16 protein-coding genes are annotated in these 18,398 nt (G+C 55.4%); 12 read left to right on the plus strand and 4 right to left on the minus strand.

Translation table 11 applies throughout. The annotated features are described in order from the left end of the window. Positions 1–170: 170 nt before the first annotated feature. The 5 genes from BA6348_RS11865 (at position 171) to BA6348_RS11885 (ending at position 5,162) form a co-directional block, all read left to right on the plus strand. Positions 171–1,133: a ketopantoate reductase family protein gene (locus BA6348_RS11865; protein WP_007784179.1), complete on the plus strand. Its 963-nt coding sequence runs from the start codon at positions 171–173 to the stop codon at positions 1,131–1,133. Next, complete coding sequence (locus tag BA6348_RS11870; RefSeq protein ID WP_005833013.1) at positions 1,134–1,532, plus strand: DUF3397 family protein; 399 nt, start codon at positions 1,134–1,136, stop codon at positions 1,530–1,532. A 52-nt stretch (positions 1,533–1,584) separates the two neighbouring features. Continuing rightward, positions 1,585–2,142 (plus strand): helix-turn-helix domain-containing protein, encoded by a 558-nt coding sequence (locus BA6348_RS11875; protein WP_122952919.1) that lies wholly within the window; start codon positions 1,585–1,587, stop codon positions 2,140–2,142. 113 nt (positions 2,143–2,255) lie between these two features. Beyond that, positions 2,256–3,875 (plus strand): bacillithiol biosynthesis cysteine-adding enzyme BshC, encoded by a 1,620-nt coding sequence (gene bshC, locus BA6348_RS11880; RefSeq protein WP_005833010.1) that lies wholly within the window; start codon positions 2,256–2,258, stop codon positions 3,873–3,875. Positions 3,876–4,100: 225 nt separating this feature from the next. Continuing rightward, entirely contained in the window at positions 4,101–5,162 is a 1,062-nt protein-coding gene (locus BA6348_RS11885; RefSeq protein ID WP_026557390.1) for an S-layer homology domain-containing protein, read from the plus strand. A 61-nt stretch (positions 5,163–5,223) separates the two neighbouring features. Here BA6348_RS11885 and BA6348_RS11890 read toward each other — a convergent pair whose 3' ends face one another. The 4 genes from BA6348_RS11890 to BA6348_RS11905 all read right to left on the minus strand — a co-directional run bounded on the left by BA6348_RS11890 (position 5,224) and on the right by BA6348_RS11905 (position 9,292). Continuing rightward, positions 5,224–5,814, minus strand: a complete 591-nt coding sequence (locus BA6348_RS11890) for a hypothetical protein (RefSeq protein ID WP_122952918.1) — start codon at positions 5,812–5,814, stop codon at positions 5,224–5,226. Between the two features lie 139 nt (positions 5,815–5,953). Beyond that, positions 5,954–7,165 (minus strand): CynX/NimT family MFS transporter, encoded by a 1,212-nt coding sequence (locus BA6348_RS11895; protein ID WP_122952917.1) that lies wholly within the window; start codon positions 7,163–7,165, stop codon positions 5,954–5,956. Beyond that, the gene (locus tag BA6348_RS11900; RefSeq protein WP_005833002.1) at positions 7,162–7,863 is read right to left on the minus strand and encodes a FadR/GntR family transcriptional regulator; all 702 of its coding nucleotides are present in this window, start codon (positions 7,861–7,863) and stop codon (positions 7,162–7,164) included. The genes BA6348_RS11895 and BA6348_RS11900 overlap by 4 nt, the downstream gene beginning before the upstream one ends. A gap of 151 nt (positions 7,864–8,014) precedes the next feature. Further along, the gene (locus BA6348_RS11905; RefSeq protein WP_122952916.1) at positions 8,015–9,292 is read right to left on the minus strand and encodes an APC family permease; all 1,278 of its coding nucleotides are present in this window, start codon (positions 9,290–9,292) and stop codon (positions 8,015–8,017) included. Between the two features lie 127 nt (positions 9,293–9,419). On the opposite strand from BA6348_RS11905, the gene BA6348_RS11910 reads away from it, so the two are divergent. The 7 genes from BA6348_RS11910 to BA6348_RS11940 all read left to right on the plus strand — a co-directional run bounded on the left by BA6348_RS11910 (position 9,420) and on the right by BA6348_RS11940 (position 18,332). Continuing rightward, the gene (locus tag BA6348_RS11910; protein WP_122952915.1) at positions 9,420–10,358 is read left to right on the plus strand and encodes a LysR family transcriptional regulator; all 939 of its coding nucleotides are present in this window, start codon (positions 9,420–9,422) and stop codon (positions 10,356–10,358) included. Positions 10,359–10,524: 166 nt separating this feature from the next. Beyond that, positions 10,525–11,784: an adenosylhomocysteinase gene (locus BA6348_RS11915; RefSeq protein WP_007784192.1), complete on the plus strand. Its 1,260-nt coding sequence runs from the start codon at positions 10,525–10,527 to the stop codon at positions 11,782–11,784. A 151-nt stretch (positions 11,785–11,935) separates the two neighbouring features. Continuing rightward, on the plus strand, positions 11,936–12,367 hold the full coding sequence (gene mraZ, locus BA6348_RS11920; protein ID WP_025845067.1) for a division/cell wall cluster transcriptional repressor MraZ: 432 nt from the start codon (positions 11,936–11,938) through the stop codon (positions 12,365–12,367). 17 nt (positions 12,368–12,384) lie between these two features. Continuing rightward, positions 12,385–13,329, plus strand: coding sequence for a 16S rRNA (cytosine(1402)-N(4))-methyltransferase RsmH (gene rsmH, locus BA6348_RS11925; protein WP_026557387.1), 945 nt, complete (start codon positions 12,385–12,387; stop codon positions 13,327–13,329). A gap of 37 nt (positions 13,330–13,366) precedes the next feature. Then, positions 13,367–13,780: a cell division protein FtsL gene (gene ftsL, locus BA6348_RS11930; protein WP_005832993.1), complete on the plus strand. Its 414-nt coding sequence runs from the start codon at positions 13,367–13,369 to the stop codon at positions 13,778–13,780. 103 nt (positions 13,781–13,883) lie between these two features. After that, complete coding sequence (locus BA6348_RS11935; protein WP_026557386.1) at positions 13,884–16,337, plus strand: penicillin-binding protein; 2,454 nt, start codon at positions 13,884–13,886, stop codon at positions 16,335–16,337. Positions 16,338–16,403: 66 nt separating this feature from the next. Continuing rightward, the gene (locus BA6348_RS11940) at positions 16,404–18,332 is read left to right on the plus strand and encodes a stage V sporulation protein D (protein ID WP_007784200.1); all 1,929 of its coding nucleotides are present in this window, start codon (positions 16,404–16,406) and stop codon (positions 18,330–18,332) included. Positions 18,333–18,398 lie beyond the last annotated feature (66 nt).

Genomic DNA, 18,398 nt, shown 5'->3' on the forward strand with positions numbered 1-18,398 from the left:
AAAACACAGCACGTACTACACCCAAAGTTTTCACCTCATCCGGCCATGTAAACGAAAGAATCAACAGAGAATTTTTCGATAATTGCGATCTTTTTTGTTCCAATCAATTGAACAATCTCCTAAACTCTGCTATTCTTATAAAATAAGTATTGATTAATGTAGGTGAACAAATGCAGCCAGTAACTAGCGATTTGCAAGTGGTCGTAGTTGGCGGTGGTTCCGTTGGTTTGCTGTACGCAGCAAGGCTTGCGCTCGCTGGACTGTCCGTGACCGTCGTTACGCGCAGTTCACTTCAGGCGAATCAACTCATGGAACAAGGACTTTCGCTCCAGCGTCTGGACGGCACAAAAACAAAGGTGATGGTACCTGCCCGCCCCATTGAAGCTGGCTTGCCTGCAGGGAACCTGTACCTGCTCGCCGTCAAGCAGCCTGATTTGCCTCCGTTGCTTCCGGCGCTGACCGACTTGAATCCTGCCGCGCGCGTCGTCGCGCTGCAAAACGGGATGGGGCACCAGGAAATGCTCGCAGAAGTGCTTGCGGACGCGCAATGCTTTTTCGCCATTCACACAGAAGGAGCCAGAAGGCATTCCGCGACGGAAGTGGAGCATACCGGGACAGGCACTTTGCGTGTCGGACCATGGCAGGAGAGAAACAGCAGAGATCCCGTGATCGCTTCCTTTGTCGAATGGGCATCGGCTGCGGGGATTACGGCGATCTACGAAAAAGCGATTGAACCGCATGCGTGGAGAAAGCTGCTCGCCAATGCCTTGATAAATCCGCTTACGGCATTGTTTGAAATCCCGAACGGGGCACTCCTCGACAGTTCGCATACACAAGCGCTGATGCGCGATTTGTTTGATGAAGCCGCGCAGGTAGCTGCTTTCGCCGGACAAAAAATTGGGGAAAAAGACTGGCAGGAAATTGTCGTTATTTGCCGAAGTACTTCCCGTAATCTTTCCTCTATGCTGCAAGATGTGATGAAAAATAGGTCTACGGAAGTACAATCAATCAACGGTTATCTTGTCGAACTAGGAAAAAAGTCCGGGATTCCTACTCCGTTGCACGAGACCTTGCTTCGCGTCATTCTTCTAAAATCTGGCATGGGAATAGGGAAGGAGGGGAGGCGACAGTAGATGGCCATGTGGACAACTTTCTGGTCCTATTTTTGGGGGACGCTGACCGTAGTGCCATTCTTAGGATTTCCGCTTGTCTATTTGATTGTGTACATGGTGAAGCGGAACAAGAGATTGGCAGGTCGTTGGGCGGTGAATATCACGAATTTTTTGGTGATTCGTTCCGCTGTTTCCGCGTACGAGCTCATCTGGCCAGAAGCGATGTCAGCCTGGTGGTGGGTTAGCTGCTTTTTCCTGGTGACGATTGTGCTGCTAGGCTGGTTCCAGGTGAAGTTGAAAGGGAAGCTCTCCTTGAAAAAGGTAGGATTTTCCGCTTGGCGGTTGTCGTTTCTCTGGTTTGGACTTGTCTATATAGTGCTGTTTACGACGGGCATAATCAAGACGATGGATGTGGTGTAACGCACTGGCTATACATATCGTATTTATTCCGATAAGAAAGAAGGTTGGAACTATGCGACTTCCCATCGAGAGCATCGGACATAAGATTCGGATGATTCGAAAAGAACGTGGATTTACCTTGGAGATCATGGCAGGAAAAACGGGGCTGAGCAAAGGGCTGCTCAGTCAGGTGGAGCGGGGAATTTCCCAGCCATCGCTGGATTCGCTGTGGAAAATCACAAAGGCGCTGGAATCCCCGATCATTCATTTCTTCGAGGACATCGATCAAAAGCAAGTACACGTGACACGTCTGCAAAAGCGCAGACAACTGGTTTTTCCCGAATCGACAGGCACGTATTCGTTGCTCTCAATGGGAGGGAGCGCCAAGCTGGGCATGCTGGAGGTCCGGCTGATGCCAGGAGAAATGGTCGCGGACAAATTCGTCCAGACCGAAGGCGAGGAATGCTTCACGGTGATCGCCGGAAGCGTGACAGCGAGGTTCAACGATGAAGAGCACGTGCTGGAGACAGGCGACAGCATCTCGTTTGACAGCAGCAAATCGCACACGATTGACAACAGCGGCGACGTGGAAGCCGTTCTGATCTGGTCTGTCACACCGCCTCAATTTTAAGAAAAAACAGCGCTACACTTTGACAACCCATTTTGGCGGGTTGTCTTGTTTTTTGTGGATGGCTAGCGTGGTATAATTTGCAGTGACCATCGCCCTAAGAAAGGTGAGCTAGCATGAATGTTGAACGTGTTGCGCTTCCATTGGCAAATCGGCTGGCACGAGAGTACCAGCAGCAGAACGAATCTGCTTTGTCCTTATTCGCGCACAATCCCTACCAAGATCAGTCATACCGGGAACGGTTGAAGTGGCTCTCCACGCAAACCTTCGAGCGGAAGCAACTGGCGGAAGGCTTACATAACTTTAATGAAGCAATAGGCACTCACCCCGAAGCGCTGAAAAACATCGAATTACTGAAGCAGCCGGATACATATGTCGTCATCGGCGGCCAGCAGGCAGGAGTCCTCACAGGCCCGCTGTACACGATCAACAAAGCGGTTCATTTGATTCAGGCAGCGCGAAAGCTGTCGGCCGAACTGCAAACAAACGTCGTCCCCGTCTTTTGGATCGCCGGAGAAGACCATGACATTGATGAAATCGATCATGTGTACTGGGCGGCGGATAGCGATACCCGTCTGCACAAGGAACGGCTGAAGCTGCGAAAAAAAGGGCGCATGTCGGCAAGCAAGCTGGCTTTGGAAGAAGAGGTGTGTATGCAGTTCCTGGATGCTTTTTTCCAGGAACAAACTGAGACAGCCGAAACGAAAAACGTGCGGGAATTGCTGACGCAAACAGCCAAAAGCTCGGCTACGGTGGCGGAGTGGTTTGCCCGGCTGATGGCCCAACTGTTCGGAAAGCATGGGCTGATCCTCGTCGAGTCATCGCTGCCGTTCGTACGGGAGCTGGAACGCCCCGTGTTTCAGCAGGTGATCGAACAAAACGAGCAGATGGCCCGCCTGCTCGTGAAGGCAAAAGACCGGATCGCAGCGGCCGGGTATCCGTTGCAGCTTGAAGTTGACGAGCAACAGGCCAACCTGTTCATCTACGAAGGGGAAGACCGGCTGCTATTGTCCCGGCATCTGGATCGCTTTGTCAACAGACGGCAGTCGTACAGTCGCGAGGAATTGCTGCGGCTGGTCCAGGAGCAGCCTGAGCGATTCAGCGCCAATGTCGTCACGCGCGGTCTGATGCAGGAGCATTTGTTTCCGACTGTGGCTTTCATCGGGGGGCCAGGCGAGATCGCCTATTGGGCGTACTATCGCGAAGTTTTCGAGCTGTTCGGGATGCAGATGCCGATTGTTTTGCCGCGCATGTCCATCACCCTCGTGGAAGGCGCTCACCTCCGTCTGCTGGAGAGTCTGGAGCTTACGGTCGAACAGGTGCTGACCGACTTTGCGGGCTGGAAAGCCGAGTGGGAGAAAAAGCAAGGGCCGCATCCGCTGCATGAGCAATTTGCCAGTGCGCGCGAATCAATCCAGGCCATGTACCGTCCGCTCGTGGAAGAGGTGCTGCGTCTGGACCCGGGAATGCGCGGCCTGGCGGAAAAGAACAGTGCGCTGTTGCTTGAGCAGGTGTCCTTTTTGGAGGAACGTTTGATTCGCTCCTTGCAGCAAAAAGAAGATGTCGCCTATAACCGGATCAAGCGGATCGAGACGACGCTTTTGCCCGAGGGCGGCTTGCAGGAACGCAAGCTCTGTTTTTTCCCCTTCGCGAACAAGTACGGGCTGGAACTGGTTGACCGTCTGGTCGAGGCTCCGTTTGCTCACGACGGCACTCATCAACTCTTTTTCGTGTAACAGGCAAAAAACAAAACGGATGAAAACAAAAAGTCGGCTGATCGTCCTAGACGGCCAGTCGGCTTTTTTTCGTGCAACGAAGGCGCTGCGAATCGCTTGGCTTCGCTGATTTTTCTTGCGTGTTTGGAAAATGGAAACAATTTCTACGGCGTATGCCGAAACTTTTCCGACAAAGTTTGCGTCCTACGAATAACGGAATTCCTGTGAAGAAAGGTGGTACTCGGGATGGAGAACAAGTCGCGACTATTCGGGAAAAAAGCCACTGTATGGGCGCTTGTCCTGTCGATGGCCTGGGCAGGCACAGCACTTGGCGAGTCGAATCAGGCCCAGGCCCAGGCCAGGGAGGAAAAGGCCGTCACCGCTTCCGTCTCCTTCCTCGACACAAAAGGACACTGGGCGGCCAAGGAGATTGAGCAGGCAGCCAAAGCCGGGTTGATTCAAGGCTTCCCGGACGGGACGTTTCAACCGGAGAAAACAGTGACACAGGAGCAGTTTCTTTCGTTGATAGAGCGCGTGCTCCCGTCCTACAAAGGACACGAGCCGGACGCTTTTGTCAAAGAGACGTATGTAGCGAAAGCTTCGGGCCGCTGGTCGGAGCAAACGTATCGCCACCTGGCGGCAGCAGGCATCATGACGACAGGCAAACCGACAGATGGGATGACGCGGCTGGAGGCGGCGCGCCTTCTGTTGGCAGCGCTCGGCCATCAGTCCGAGGGCGAAAAATACCGGGGAACGACGGCGCGGTTTTTCTCCGACCTGTCTCCCAAAAACGAGCATGAGGTCATGACCGTCTATCCGGCGTACAAAATGGGGCTTCTCTCCGGCTATCCGGACGGCACGTTCCGCCCGCAAGAAACGATCAGCAGAGCGCAGGCCGTCGCGATGCTGACCCGACTGGACAGCAAAATGGAAGAGCTGTTCCCGGGCCAGGTGAGCGAGAGCGAGAAAAAGGCGATGACCGATGCCGTAGCGGCGTTTGTCCGCGATGTGATGGACCAGAAAAAGATCAGGCGCTACGACGACCTCGTCGCGTATGTGAAGCAAAACAAGCTGAATGTCAGCGAGTCTTTTTTGCGCGAGCATTTCTCGTTCATGAAATACGAAATTTACGACTTCGTGCGTTTTCCGCAATTCAATGAACTTTTGTACTTCGCCAAAATCGGCACGAACAAGTACAGACTGACCGTCCAATACTACGCGGGCGAACTGGGCGGCAGCGTCGACAAAACTTTTTACCTCTCGTCTGCGGACGGCAAGACGTTCCGGCTGATTGGCAAAGACGAATAGCGGGCAACAAAAAAAGCTGGGTGCTTTGCATCCAGCTTTTTGCGATTTTGAGGAAAACGCGCTACGACTCCCCCTGGCCTTTAAGCAGGCGGATCAGCTTGCGGTTGAAGTCGACGGCAGCTTCTGTGGTCATCCCGTTTTGGAGCAAAAAGGTGGTCGTATAAGCGGTGTCATCGTAATTGAAGCTGTAAAAGGCGTACGTCCCTGAGTCGGTTTCCTTTTGCCCGTACTCGACCGCCATTCCTTCGATGAGCTGTGATTGCGCGTCGGCGAGGAAATTTTTCATCGTGTGGATTTCCATGATGATGACCGGCCTGCCAGCGTATTCACCGTAAAACAGTTCGCGTTGCTGCCTGTTTCGCATCACGGCGCGCTGCTCGTCAGTCAGTGGCAGAAGCTCGCCTTTTTCATCGGTGTACACAATGACGGCGACAGAGGGGCCGGCGATCTGCTGCTGGTTTACGATCGGCGGGTAGCGGATTTCGGCGTATTTGACCGCGAGCTTTTCCGCAGGCGGAACGACAATGTCGACGTGAAGCTGCTCCTCCATGCGCTTTTCCACCTCTTTCGGCAGCGTGACTTCCACTTCCGGTTCCTCGCATCCTGGCAAAAACAGCAGGAGCGTCAAGCTGAACAACCACAAGCGTCTCATGATTCGCCACCTTTCCTTGGCCTGTGCCGCTCTTTTTTCTATATTTTACCATATAACAAGCGCGGGAAGGCGCTTCTGCCTCCAAAAGAAAAAAGCGTGCGGGTACCAGTGACGGTCCGCACGCTTTTTGACGTGACGCTCAAACGGTTTGATTGCGCCCGGCCCCGATGCCGCTTGTGACGACCAACACGCTGACGAGGCAGAGCAGGCTGAGCGGCACGGTCCAGGAGTGCTGCAAATCGTAGAGAAAGCCGACAAAAATCGGGCCGACCGCAGCGAGCAAGTAGCCGACAGACTGGTCCATGCCGGATAGCCGGGCGGCCTGGCGCACGTCTTTGGCCCGAATGACGATAAAGGTGAGGGCGAGACTGATGCAGGCGCCTTGCGAGAGGCCGAGCAGCAACAGGCAGAGGTAGAGCAGAAGCTCGCTTGTGCCGAGCAAAAGCCCGCCGAAGCCGACGAGGGAGAAGAGGCCGACTACAGCCGCGAGCAAACGCTGATTCGTCAAGCGGGAAGCGAGCACAGGGGTGAAAAAGCTCGCAGGCAGGCTGACCGCCTGCACGAGCGACAGCATCCATCCGGCGCTGGTTTGGCTGATGCCGTGCTGCTGCAAGAGCGTAGGCAGCCAGGCGATCGTGCAGTAAAACAGAAACGACTGCAAGCCCATGAACAGCGTGACCTGCCAGGCGAGCAGCGAGCTCCACAGCCCTTGTTTGCTTTTTTCGCCCGTGCTTTTTCCTGGCTGGCTTCCGTCAGCGCGAAGCTGCGGCAGCCAGACGGCGATGGCGAACAGGACCGGGAGCGCCCAGGAGAAGAGCGAGCCTTGCCAACCCCAGCCGCCTGTGCTGGCGAGCGGGATGCTGATGCCGGAAGCGAGCGCGGCACACATCGACATCGTGGTCGTGTACACGCTGGTCATCAACCCGGCTTTTTGCGGGAAGCGCTGCTTGACCAGGCCGGGCAGCAGCACGTTGCAGATGGCGATGCCTGCTCCGATCAGGGCGGTTCCGGCGAACAGCGTGAAGACGAAGCCGGAGGAGCGCAGAATCAGCCCGATGAGGACGACGAGCAGTCCGGCAAAGAGCGTGCGCTCCGTGCCAAAGCGGTGCCCGATGCCCGGTGCCAGCGGCGAGAGCAGCGCGAAGGCGAGCAAAGGAACGGTAGTCAGCAGTCCGGACATTCCATTGGACAGGCCGAGGTCGCCTTGGATGGAGCCGACCAGAGGGCCAACAGCCGTCAGCGGAGAGCGCATGGCAAATGTAATCAAAATAATTCCGGCGATGATGAGAAACGGTTTGGGAGTGACAGGCTGCGCTTTGCTTTTCGCTGCTGTCAGGGTGGCAGGGCTCATGCGTCCATCCCTCCTTTCTCGATCAGCTCCGTGAGAGCTGTTTTGCTGGCTTGAATCAGGTTGCTTGCCGCTTCTTCCGCCGCGTCAGGACTTTGTTCGGCAATCGCTTGGACGAGAGCCGTATGTGTGATTGCCTGCTGGTCCAACAGGTCGTGGAAATCCAGCGTGCCGCTGACAGACAGGCGCAAGGATTCGGTCATCTGCTCGTACAGGTCGATCATGACGCTGTTGTGTGTCGCGTGGGCGACCGCGATATGAAACGCCACGTCAGCGGTGATGTACGCTTGCGGATCGTGCCTGAGCGAGAGGGAAGCGTCGAGCTTTTGCCGGATTTGCAGCAAATCGGCATCCGTCCTGCGCATGGCAGCCAGCCGGGCGATTTCGCGCTCCAGTCCGTACCGCACCTCCAAAATTTCCAGCAAGGTCGAGCGCCGCAGCCGTCGCTGCATCGCTGCGCCGAACTCGCTGGACGAGCGGACGTAAGTGCCATCGCCTTGGCGCGCTTCCAGCATGCCTGTGTGGATCAGCGCCTGCACCGCCTCGCGCAGCGTGTTGCGGCTGATGCCGAGCTGCTCCACCAGCTCCGGCTCAGGCGGGATGCGTTCTCCGACCTTCCACGCGCCTGATTCGATCCGCTGCACCAGTTGTTCCGCAATCTGTTTCACGAGCGAAGAGCGGACAGGTTTTTGCAATGTCATAGGATAAACCTCCAAACATCCGACGATTGGGAATGTCGCCATTTTAGCATGGGGAAAGACGACGGGCAAGATTCATGAGCGAGGAAACTGTTTGCAAGCGCAAAAAAAGACAGGTGCGTTTCCCGGGAAGAAGAAACGACCTGTCTTGATGCTACGCGGTCATGCGTTTTTCCATGCGCTTTTGCCAGAGTAGCAGCAAGGCGGCGATCACGAGCGGATAGAGCGCGGACCAGCCCAGAAATGGATAAAGCGCGACAGTGAAGACGAGCGACGTCCAGGAAGCCAGCCGTCCGAGACGATGGTTGCGCAGCAGCCGGATTCCGGCGAGACACCCGCCGATGTAGGTGGCAAAAAACGTGGCGGTGGGCAGCTCGATCAGCCGGGCCAGGTCAATCACTCCTGCATACAGGACCGTCAGCACCACGCCAAAGCAGAGCGAGAGGAACAACAGCCCGCCGATCGGCGTCCGGTATTTCGCGTGCAGCAGCCCAAACCAGCGGGGCGCGATCTTTTCCTGCGCCAGCGCATAGGCGATCCGCGCCGCCGCGCCGATGTAGGCGTTGGTGGTGGCGATGCAAATAAACAAGGCAGTCACAGCCACGATCCAGCCGCCGACAGGCCCGAGTGACAGTTGAACCATGACGGACAGCGCTGCCGCCGAGATGCCTGCGCCATAGCTGTGAGTGGCGACCGTCATGAACGCGACGGCAAAGTACAGGAGGGCGACGATGCCCGCGCTCCACAATACGCCGCGGATGGCATTTTTCGCCGGATCGACGAACTCCTCGGACAAGTGCGTGACCGCCTCCCAGCCGATAAAGCACCAAAATAACAGCCCTGCCGCTTGCACGACGCTAAGCCAGCCGTTGGGGGCAAACGGAGTGAAGTGAGCGGCGGAAGCGTGCGGCAGCGCAGCGACGACGGCCACGATCAAAATCGAGATAATGAGCGCGACGACGATCGTTTGCACGCGAGCGGCAACGTGCATCCCTAACACGTTCATGATGAGCACCGCGGTCAAAATGAGCGCAGCCGCCGCGTAAATTTGCGTGTCGCCCCAGCCGAGCAGCACCGCGAGATAGTTGGCTCCGGTCACGCTGAGGATCGGGGCGCCGATGGGCACAGATAATAGAAAAAACCAGCCGACGATGTTGCCGAAGCGGTCGCCGTAGGCCGTGCGGACAAAGGTGGAGACGCCGCCGGAACTTGGGTAGCGGGCGGACAGCAGTCCCATCGTGAGTGCCATCGGCAAGACGAGAATCGACATGACCAGCCAGGCGAGGATCGAGGCGGGGCCTGCCTTTTCTGCCGCCAGCCCCGGGATGAGCAGCACGCCGGACCCGATGACGGCCCCGATGTACAAGGCGACGATTTGCGGCAGCCGCAGCGTTTTGGCGAAGCCCGCTGTTTGCACAGTTGCTTTTTCCATGAATGTTCCCTCTCTTTATCGTTCGGTTGTTTGTAGAGGTAGTGTAGCATAGACATAATCATCGGAGTTATCTATAATATTAGATAATCAAAATCGGTTTTTTCGATGAAAAAGGAGGGAGAGGAATTTGGATACGCGCTACTTGCTGACCTTTCGCGAGGTAGCCAAATGCCAGAGCTTTACCCGCGCGGCAGAGGTGCTGGGCTATGCGCAATCCAGCGTGACGACGCAGATTCAAAACCTGGAGGCGGATTTTGGCGTCACGCTGTTTGAGCGGTGGGGGCGAAAAATCAGACTGACCCACGCCGGAGAAGCCCTTCTCGCCTACAGCGAGCAACTGCTGGCGGTGCTGGACGAAGCGAGGGCCAACCTGTCCGAGCAGGCGCAGTTGGCTGGCACCTTGCGCATTGGCACGGTGGAATCGCTCGCCGCTTTTTTCCTCCCGCCTTTTTTGCAAGCATTTCGCACGGAGCACCCGCGCGTGCGCATTTTGTTGAAGCCGGGAATTTGTCACGAACTGCGTCAGGGCGTCAAGGAGGGGCACTACGACTTCGCCTTCGTGCTCGACTGGCTACAGGATCATCCCGATTTGGTGAACACCAATCTCGGCGAAGAAAAGCTGGTGGTCATCGCCGCGCCCAACCATCCGCTGGCCCGGCTGGAACAGCTCGAAGCGCGCGATTTCGCCGGAGCAAACTGGATTTTTACCGAAGCCGGATGCAGCTACCGCTCGATCATGGAGTCTGTCCTGCGCGACGCCGGAGCGACGATCGCATCGTCGTCCGAGTTCGGCAGTCTGGAAGCGATCAAGCAATGCGTCGCATATGATTTAGGGATTGCGCTCGTTCCTTACATCGCCGTCGCCGAAGAAGCGAAAAACGGTACGCTCACCATCCTGCCTTTTTCCCATCCGGAAGTCCGCGTCTACCGCCAACTGGTCTATCATAAGAAAAAATGGATGCCACAGGCGCTGCTGCGGTTTTTGGAGCTGCTGACGACAAATGCAGGACAGCAGCAGGGCGCAGCAAAAAACGCCATTTCGGCAGCGAAGGCGGATGCGATCTGACAGCAGCGGCGAGGCTCGCTTTCAGCAGCGCAGCCGTTCGCGGGGCGACACCTGCAGCCGTGTGCCGAAAAATTGGCGGGAACAGGAAAAAGAGATGATGGTTGTACTTGCGTATGATATGATAGACAGGGTTGTGTTTATGAGATAAAAGGAGGTCTACCCATACATGAACACCGTTTCTGAAAGCATTGTAAAAGACATGTCGCTTGCACACAGCGGCCATTTGAAAATTGACTGGGTAAAAGAGCACATGCCCGTTCTCAACCGCATCCGCGAGCGTTTTGAAAAAGAGCAGCCATTTGCAGGACTGAAAGTGGCGATCTCCTTGCACCTGGAAGCAAAAACCGCGTACCTGGCAAAAGTCGTGCAAGCCGGTGGCGCTGAAGTAACGATTACAGGCTCCAACCCGCTCTCCACTCAGGACGACATTTGCGCGGCGCTGGTGGAAGACGGCATCCGCGTTTTTGCGAAGTACAATCCAGATCCAGCCGAGTACAAGGAGCACCTGATTAAAACGCTGGAGACGCGCCCTGACCTGATTATCGACGACGGTGGCGACCTGGTGACCATCCTGCACAGCGAGCGCCGCGATCTCTTGTCGCAAGTACGCGGTGGCGCAGAGGAAACGACAACAGGGATTCTGCGCTTGAAAGCATTGGAAAAAGAAGGCAAGCTGGAGTTCCCGATGGTAGCGGTGAACGACGCTTTCTGCAAATATTTGTTTGACAACCGTTACGGTACAGGCCAATCCGTATGGGATGGCATCAACCGCACAACCAACCTGGTCGTAGCAGGGAAAACCGTTGTCGTAGCCGGCTATGGCTGGTGCGGAAAAGGTGTGGCGATGCGCGCGAAAGGTCTTGGCGCGAAAGTCATCGTGACCGAAATCGACGCGATCAAAGCGGTAGAAGCGTACATGGACGGCTTCGAAGTAATGCCGATGAGCGAAGCGGCGAAGCACGGCGACTACTTCGTGACCGTGACCGGAAACCGCGACGTGATCCGCAAAGAGCATTTTGAAGTGATGAAAGACGGCGCGATCCTGTCCAACGCAGGCCACTTCGATGTCGAAGTAAACAAAGTGGAGCTTGGCGCCCTGTCGACATCCAAGCGAATCGTGCGCAAAGATATTGAAGAATTTGTCATGGCAGACGGTCGAAAACTGTACCTTCTTGCAGAAGGACGCCTCGTAAACCTGGCAGCAGGCGACGGCCACCCGGCAGAGATCATGGACATGACCTTTGCCCTGCAAGCTGTTTCGCTGGCGTATGTCAACGAACAGTACAAAAACATCGGCAAAAAAGTGCTGAACGTACCTTACGAGCTGGATGCAATGGTTGCCCAATACAAATTGGAAGCATTGAACATCGGCATCGACAAATTGACCGACGAGCAAAAAGCATATCTCGATAGCTGGGTCGAATAGTTCGCGAAAACCGTCCTTTCCCGGCAAAAAATTCAACGAAAAAATCCTGCTTACAAATGCAGGATTTTTTTTTATAATAGCAAGTAGGCGACAAAGTGGGGAAAAGTGGGGGAAAGTGGAGCCAAAGGACAGGAAAGTGGGGGACTAGGGCGTGTTCATGGGGGAATACCAGCACAGCATCGATGAAAAAGGCCGCCTGACGATCCCTGCCAAATTCCGTGAAGGACTGGGAGCTTCCTTTGTCATTACCCGCGGACTCGATCAATGCTTGTTCGCCTATCCGATGGAAGAGTGGAAGCAGCTTGAGGAAAAACTGAAGACTCTTCCCTTTACAAAAGCGGATGCACGCGCGTTTACACGGTTTTTCTTTTCCGGCGCAACCGAATGTGAGTGGGACAAGCAGGGAAGGGTAAACATACCGCCCAATCTGCGCGAGCATGCCGGTATGCAAAAGGAATGTGTCATCATTGGCGTATCCAACCGCGTAGAGGTGTGGAGCAAAGAACGTTGGGAAGATTATTTCGCCCAGTCGGAAGGTTCTTTTGGAGAAATTGCTGAGAAACTGGTTGATTTTAATTTGTAGCAGCGAGAAGAACAGGAGTGACGACATTGTCGTTTCATCACGTAACCGTACTGAGGGACGAAGCTGTAGACGGCCTGAACATCCGGCCCGGGGGCATTTATGTGGACTGCACGCTCGGTGGAGCGGGACATAGCAGCCTGATCGCGTCCCGTTTGACCGAGGGCGGCCGCCTGATTGCGATCGATCAGGATGACTGGGCGCACGACAACGCCCGGGAAAGACTGGCTCCCTATATGGACAAGGTAACACTGGTCAAAAGCAATTTTCGCCATCTGAAAGAGATTGTCAAAGATTTGGGGCTTACAGGTGTAGATGGAGTTTTGTTTGATCTGGGGGTGTCTTCCCCGCAGCTCGACGAAGGCGAACGCGGTTTCAGCTACAATGCGGACGCGCCGCTCGACATGAGAATGGATCAGCAAGCGCCGCTTTCGGCCTACGACATCGTCAACGAGTGGGACGAAGAGGAGATTGCCAAGATCATCTGGCTGTACGGAGAAGAGAAATTTTCCCGGCGGATTGCCCGGCAAATTGTACAGCAGCGCAAAAAGCAGCCGATTCGTACAACAGGCGAGCTGGTCGAGCTGATTAAGGAAGGAATCCCGGCAGCAGCGCGGCGCACAGGAGGACATCCTGCGAAGCGGACGTTTCAGGCGATCCGCATTGCCGTCAACGATGAACTGGATGCATTCAAAGAAGCTGTCGCCGATGCCATTGATATTTTGAATCCGGGTGGCCGCGTGAGCGTCATCACGTTCCATTCGCTGGAAGACCGGATTTGCAAGCAGGTGTATCAAGATTATTCCAAGGGCTGCACATGCCCGCCGTCGTTTCCGATCTGCACGTGCGGGAACGAAGCGATTGTCAAAGTCATCACGCGCAAGCCGATTTTGCCGTCCGAAGAGGAGCTTGCGGCCAATCCACGCGCGCGTTCTGCGAAGCTGCGGGTAGCCGAGAAGGTGTAGAGGGAGACAGCAACGAGGAAAAAGGGGTGAGAAAGCGTTGAGCTACTACTACCAAGGGAATCTGGCAATGGAGCTGGAGAAGCAGTCGCGCTCCGTCACCAAGACAACAAAACGAACGATCCGAATCAAACCAACCATTCCGACAGGCGAAAAATTGCTCTATCTCTTGTTTATCTCGTTGACAGTGATCGGCCTGGGGATGGTCGGAGTCAGGTACTCGCAAATCTCCCAGATGAATTACGAAATCCAGAGCACGAAAAAAGAAAACCGTCTGGTAGCCGAGAAAAACGCCACTCTGAAGCTTCAGATCGAGCAGCTCAGCAATCGCGATCGCATCCAGAGAGAAGCAGAGCGACAAGGCATGGTGTACAACGCGAATGCCGTACATACGATTGGTCAGGGGAAAGTAAAGGCGAGTTCGCTTCAACAACAACAGCCAAACCAGCCTTAAAATCAATGTTACTGCGTCAATTGTGCGGTAACATTTTTTTCTTACGCTTGACTGTCCGTGCCGATTCAGGCAGGCGATCATTGACGTGATGGAGTGAGTGGAAATGGAAACGAAACGACTCGTGAATTGGCGCATCCTCATTTGTGCGTTATGCCTGATTTTGATCTTTTCAGGCTTGAGCATTCGGATCTACTGGATTCAAACGGTAGACGCAGCTCGAATCATGGGACAGGCACAGGAGCAATGGGACCGGAATCGGACCCTGCAGCCGACGCGCGGTGCCATCAAAGACCGAAACGGCGAAATTCTCGCCTTCCAAGGCAAGGCATACACCGTGAACGCCAGGCTGAAAGGGCGGGATGAAAAAGATCAGGACGTCGTCAAGGACCCTTACTACACAGCAAACAGTCTGGCCCCCATTCTCAACGCTCCGGTGCCTGAATTGGTGAAGATGCTGACCAAGCCGAACAAGGTGGTGGAGCTGGGCCGCTACGGAAGGAAAATCAGCGAAGAGCAGAAAAAGCGGATTTTGGAGTTGCAATATCCGAAGCTGCCAAGCGGTAAGCAGGTGGAAGAAAATCAGCTTCCGGGGATTTTTCTGAATGAGACGACAAGACGCGTCTACCCGAACAACAGCTTTGCCTCGCACGTGATCGGGTATCTCGATCTGTACGATGAGCCGAAGATGGGGATCGAACTGCAGCTCAACAAGGAGCTGGCCGGAGAAGAAGGGCAGATGCAGTATAAAAGAGACGGAGCTGGCTACCAGCTACCGGATGGAGAAGGCGAATACATCCCGGCAAAAGACGGCTACGATGTCTATCTGACCATCGACAGGCAAATTCAGGATTACGTCGAACAAGCGCTGGATGTGGTGGATCGGCAGTACAAGCCAAAAGGGATGACGGTCATCGTATCCGATCCGCAGACGGGCGAAGTTTTGGCGATGGGCAATCGTTCGCAATTTAATCCCAATACGTACTATAACGGGATTTCGAACTATACGAACCACGCGATCACCTCCATGTTCGAGCCTGGCTCCACGTTCAAGATCATTACGCTGGCCGCCGCGATTGAGGAAGGCTTGTTCAACCCGAATGAGACGTATGACTCCGGGAAGTACACGATCAAGGGACAAGTTCCGATTCGCGACCATAACAACGGGGTGGGCTGGGGCAGAATTTCGTTTCTGGAAGGGGTGCAACGCTCCAGTAACGTGATGTTCGCGAAGCTCGGCTACGAGCGTCTGAAGCTGGAGAAGCTCAGGGCGTACTTCAAAAAGTTCGGGATGGGCTCCCTGACTGAAATCGAGTTGCCCTACGAAAAAGAAGGAACCCTGATTAACTTGGAAAAACCGCAGTCTCCTCGCGACTGGGCAGCGACGACCTTCGGACAAGGGGTGACGGTTACGGCGATCCAGCAAGTGATGGCGGTAGGGGCCATCGCCAACGGCGGCGAGCTGTTGAAGCCGCATATCGTCAAGGAAATGCGCGATCCGCATACAGGAGCGGTCGTGAAGCGCAGCGAGCGCGAAGTCGTGAGAAGGGTCGTCTCGGAGGCGACGGCGAAGAAGACCCGCGACATTTTGGAAACGGTCGTGACCGGCGAGCACGGAACAGGGAAGCTGTACGCCATCGACGGCTACCACGTCGCCGGGAAAACCGGTACCGCGCAAAAGTACGACCCGAACACAGGCAAGATCATGGACGGGCACTATATCGCTTCGTTTATCGGCTTTGCGCCGAAAGACAATCCGCGCCTGCTCGTCTACGTCGTAATTGACGATCCCGATACGAAAGAATGGTACGCGTACTGGGGCAAAATGATGATCGCGCCGACGTTCAAGTCGATCATGGAGCGCAGCCTGCAATACTTGCAGCAGCAGCCAGAACTGCCCCGCGCAGCAGCCGACAGCGGGAAAGGCAAGTCGACCGCTACGACCGCACAGGAGCAGGTACAGGCGGCTCAGTCTGCTGCAAGCCAGACGCTGCCGAAGTTCGTGGGCATGTCCACGACAGCGGCGCAACTGCGAGCCAAGCAGGACAATTTGACCGTGACAGTACTCGGAACCGGGACCAAGATCGTGGAGCAGTACCCTGCCGCCTACGAACAGGTAGTGCCTGGGAAGCAAATCATTTTGGTATCGGACCGCTTGACGGGCGCGAAAATGCCTGACTTCAAAGGGAAGTCGCTCAGGGAAGTCATGGAATTTGCCTCGCTGCTCGACATTGATGTCCACGCTACGGGCACGGGCTTTGTCGTACAGCAGAGCATTGCGCCGGGCACAGCGTTAAACGGCAAGGAAAAGCTGCAGATCACGCTGCAGTCCGAATCGCAGCCGCCAGCGCCGTCTCCAGCTCAGGACGGAGCGGCGACATCCGGAACCGCTCCGCCGTCAGGAACGGCGCCTCCGGCCGGAACAGGTGCAGCGACCGATCCGGCTGAACAAATGGAACAGCCTGCTGGACAATCGACAGGCCAGCAGGGCGGGGCAGAGTCGAACCAGGGAGCCCCTCCTGCCGGCACAGATGCCAGCCAAACAAGCGCAACCCCATAGTTCTATCCCGTCCCCCCAAGGAATAAGGTAAGGAAGAGACAACCTATTTCCGAGGGGGGACTCGCTTTGCGGGTATCCAATGCTACTGTACGCCGTCGCATTTTCATATCGCTGGTCATCGGCATTGTCCTGTACACGGCGCTCATCACCCGGCTCGGGTATGTGCAATTGATCGAAGGACCGAAGCTTGCCCAGATGGCTGACCAACTGTTGAACCGGGAAATCGACTTCAAGCCGAATCGCGGCCGGATTTTGGATCGGAACGGCAACGAGTTGGTGTCAAACATGACGGTGCCAACGGTAGTCGCCGTCCCCGCGCAAATCAAGGACCCGAAGGAGACGGCCCGGCAGCTCGCGATCATTTTGGAGCAAAAAGAAGAAGACGTTTATCAGGCCATCACCAAAAAACAGATGAGCAACGACAAGATTCCAGGCGGAAAAAAGCTGCCGATCGAAAAAGCGCGGAAAATCCAGGAGTTGAACCTGCCGGGGATTTATTTGGCCGGAGACTCCAAACGCTTTTATCCGAACGGGAGCATGGCCGCGCACATTCTCGGCTTTACCGGAATTGACAATCAGGGCTTGACCGGACTGGAAAAAATTTACGACCCGTTTCTGAAAGGAACCGAGGGGCACATTTCTTTTCCGTCCGATGCCAAAGGGCGCGTCATGCCTGGAGGCTCCGAAGATTACGTCCCTCCGGTGAGCGGGATGGACATGTATTTGACGATCGACAGCGCCATCCAGTCGTTTATCGAGCGGGAGCTGGACCAGGCCGTCGTCGCTTATCAGCCGGACGATGTTCTCGCCATCGCAATGAACCCGAAGACCGGAGAAATTTTGGGGATGGGCAGTCGTCCGACCTTCCAGCCGGACGAGTATCAAAACTATCCGACAGAAGTGTACAACCGCAATTTGCCGATCTGGAAAACGTATGAGCCAGGTTCGACCTTCAAAATCGTCACGCTCGCTGCCGCTTTGAACGAAGGCGTCGTCTCTTTGGAGGAAAGCTTCTACGATCCCGGCTTCATTACCGTGGCAGGCAAGCGGCTGCGCTGCTGGAAGCGGCAAGGGCACGGACAGGAGACGATGCTGGAAGTCGTGGAAAACTCGTGCAACCCCGGCTTTGTAACGATGGGGCAGCGCCTGCAAAAAGAGCGGCTGTTTGAATACATCAAAAAATTTGGCTTCGGGCAAAAAACAGGCATCGACCTGATCGGGGAAGAGAACGGGCTGTTGTTCAATCTCAGTCGCGTCGGACCTGTCGAGCTTGGCACGACTTCGTTTGGCCAAGGGGTATCGGTCACGCCGATCCAGCAAATGGCCGCAGTCTCGGCTGCGATCAACGGCGGGAAGCTGATGAAGCCGTTTGTCGCCAAGGAATGGCGGGATAGCGTCACACACGATATTGTAGCGCGGACGCTTCCGACCGAGGTGCGCCAGGTGATTTCAGCGGAAACCTCTGCCAAGGTGCGGTATGCGCTGGAGAGCGTCGTGGCCCAAGGAACAGGAAACAAGGCCTATATTGAAGGCTACCGGGTCGGCGGAAAAACGGGAACCGCGCAAAAGGTCAGAAACGGCCGCTACGTGGACGGGGAGTACATCGTGTCGTTTATCGGCTTCGCCCCTGCGGACGATCCGCAAATCGTCGTCTACTTCGCGGTCGATAATCCGAAGGCGCTGGCTTTTGGCGGACTGATTGCCGCGCCGAGCGTCAAGAGCATTATCGAATCTTCCCTGCAGTATATGAATGTGCCCAAGCGCAAGGACGGCATCGCCAAGGAGATCAACAAGGCATTGGGCGAGCGCGAGCCGATCGAGGTTCCGAACATGGTCGGGCAGACGATGAAGGACGTCGTGCAGACGTATGAGACGCTTCCGCTGGTCGTTTCCGGAAAAGGGACCTATGTCATTCAGCAGTCGCCTGCGCCTGGCGTGAAAATTGACCAGGGCGGAAAAATTCGCATACATCTTGGTGACAAATTGACCAATTAGCTATAAAATGAGATTTCGAAGGCGGAGGGAAGTAGGCTTGTCTACAGTCGCTCTGCCTTTGTTCGT

This window comes from Brevibacillus agri, assembly GCF_004117055.1.
Classification (GTDB): domain Bacteria; phylum Bacillota; class Bacilli; order Brevibacillales; family Brevibacillaceae; genus Brevibacillus; species Brevibacillus agri.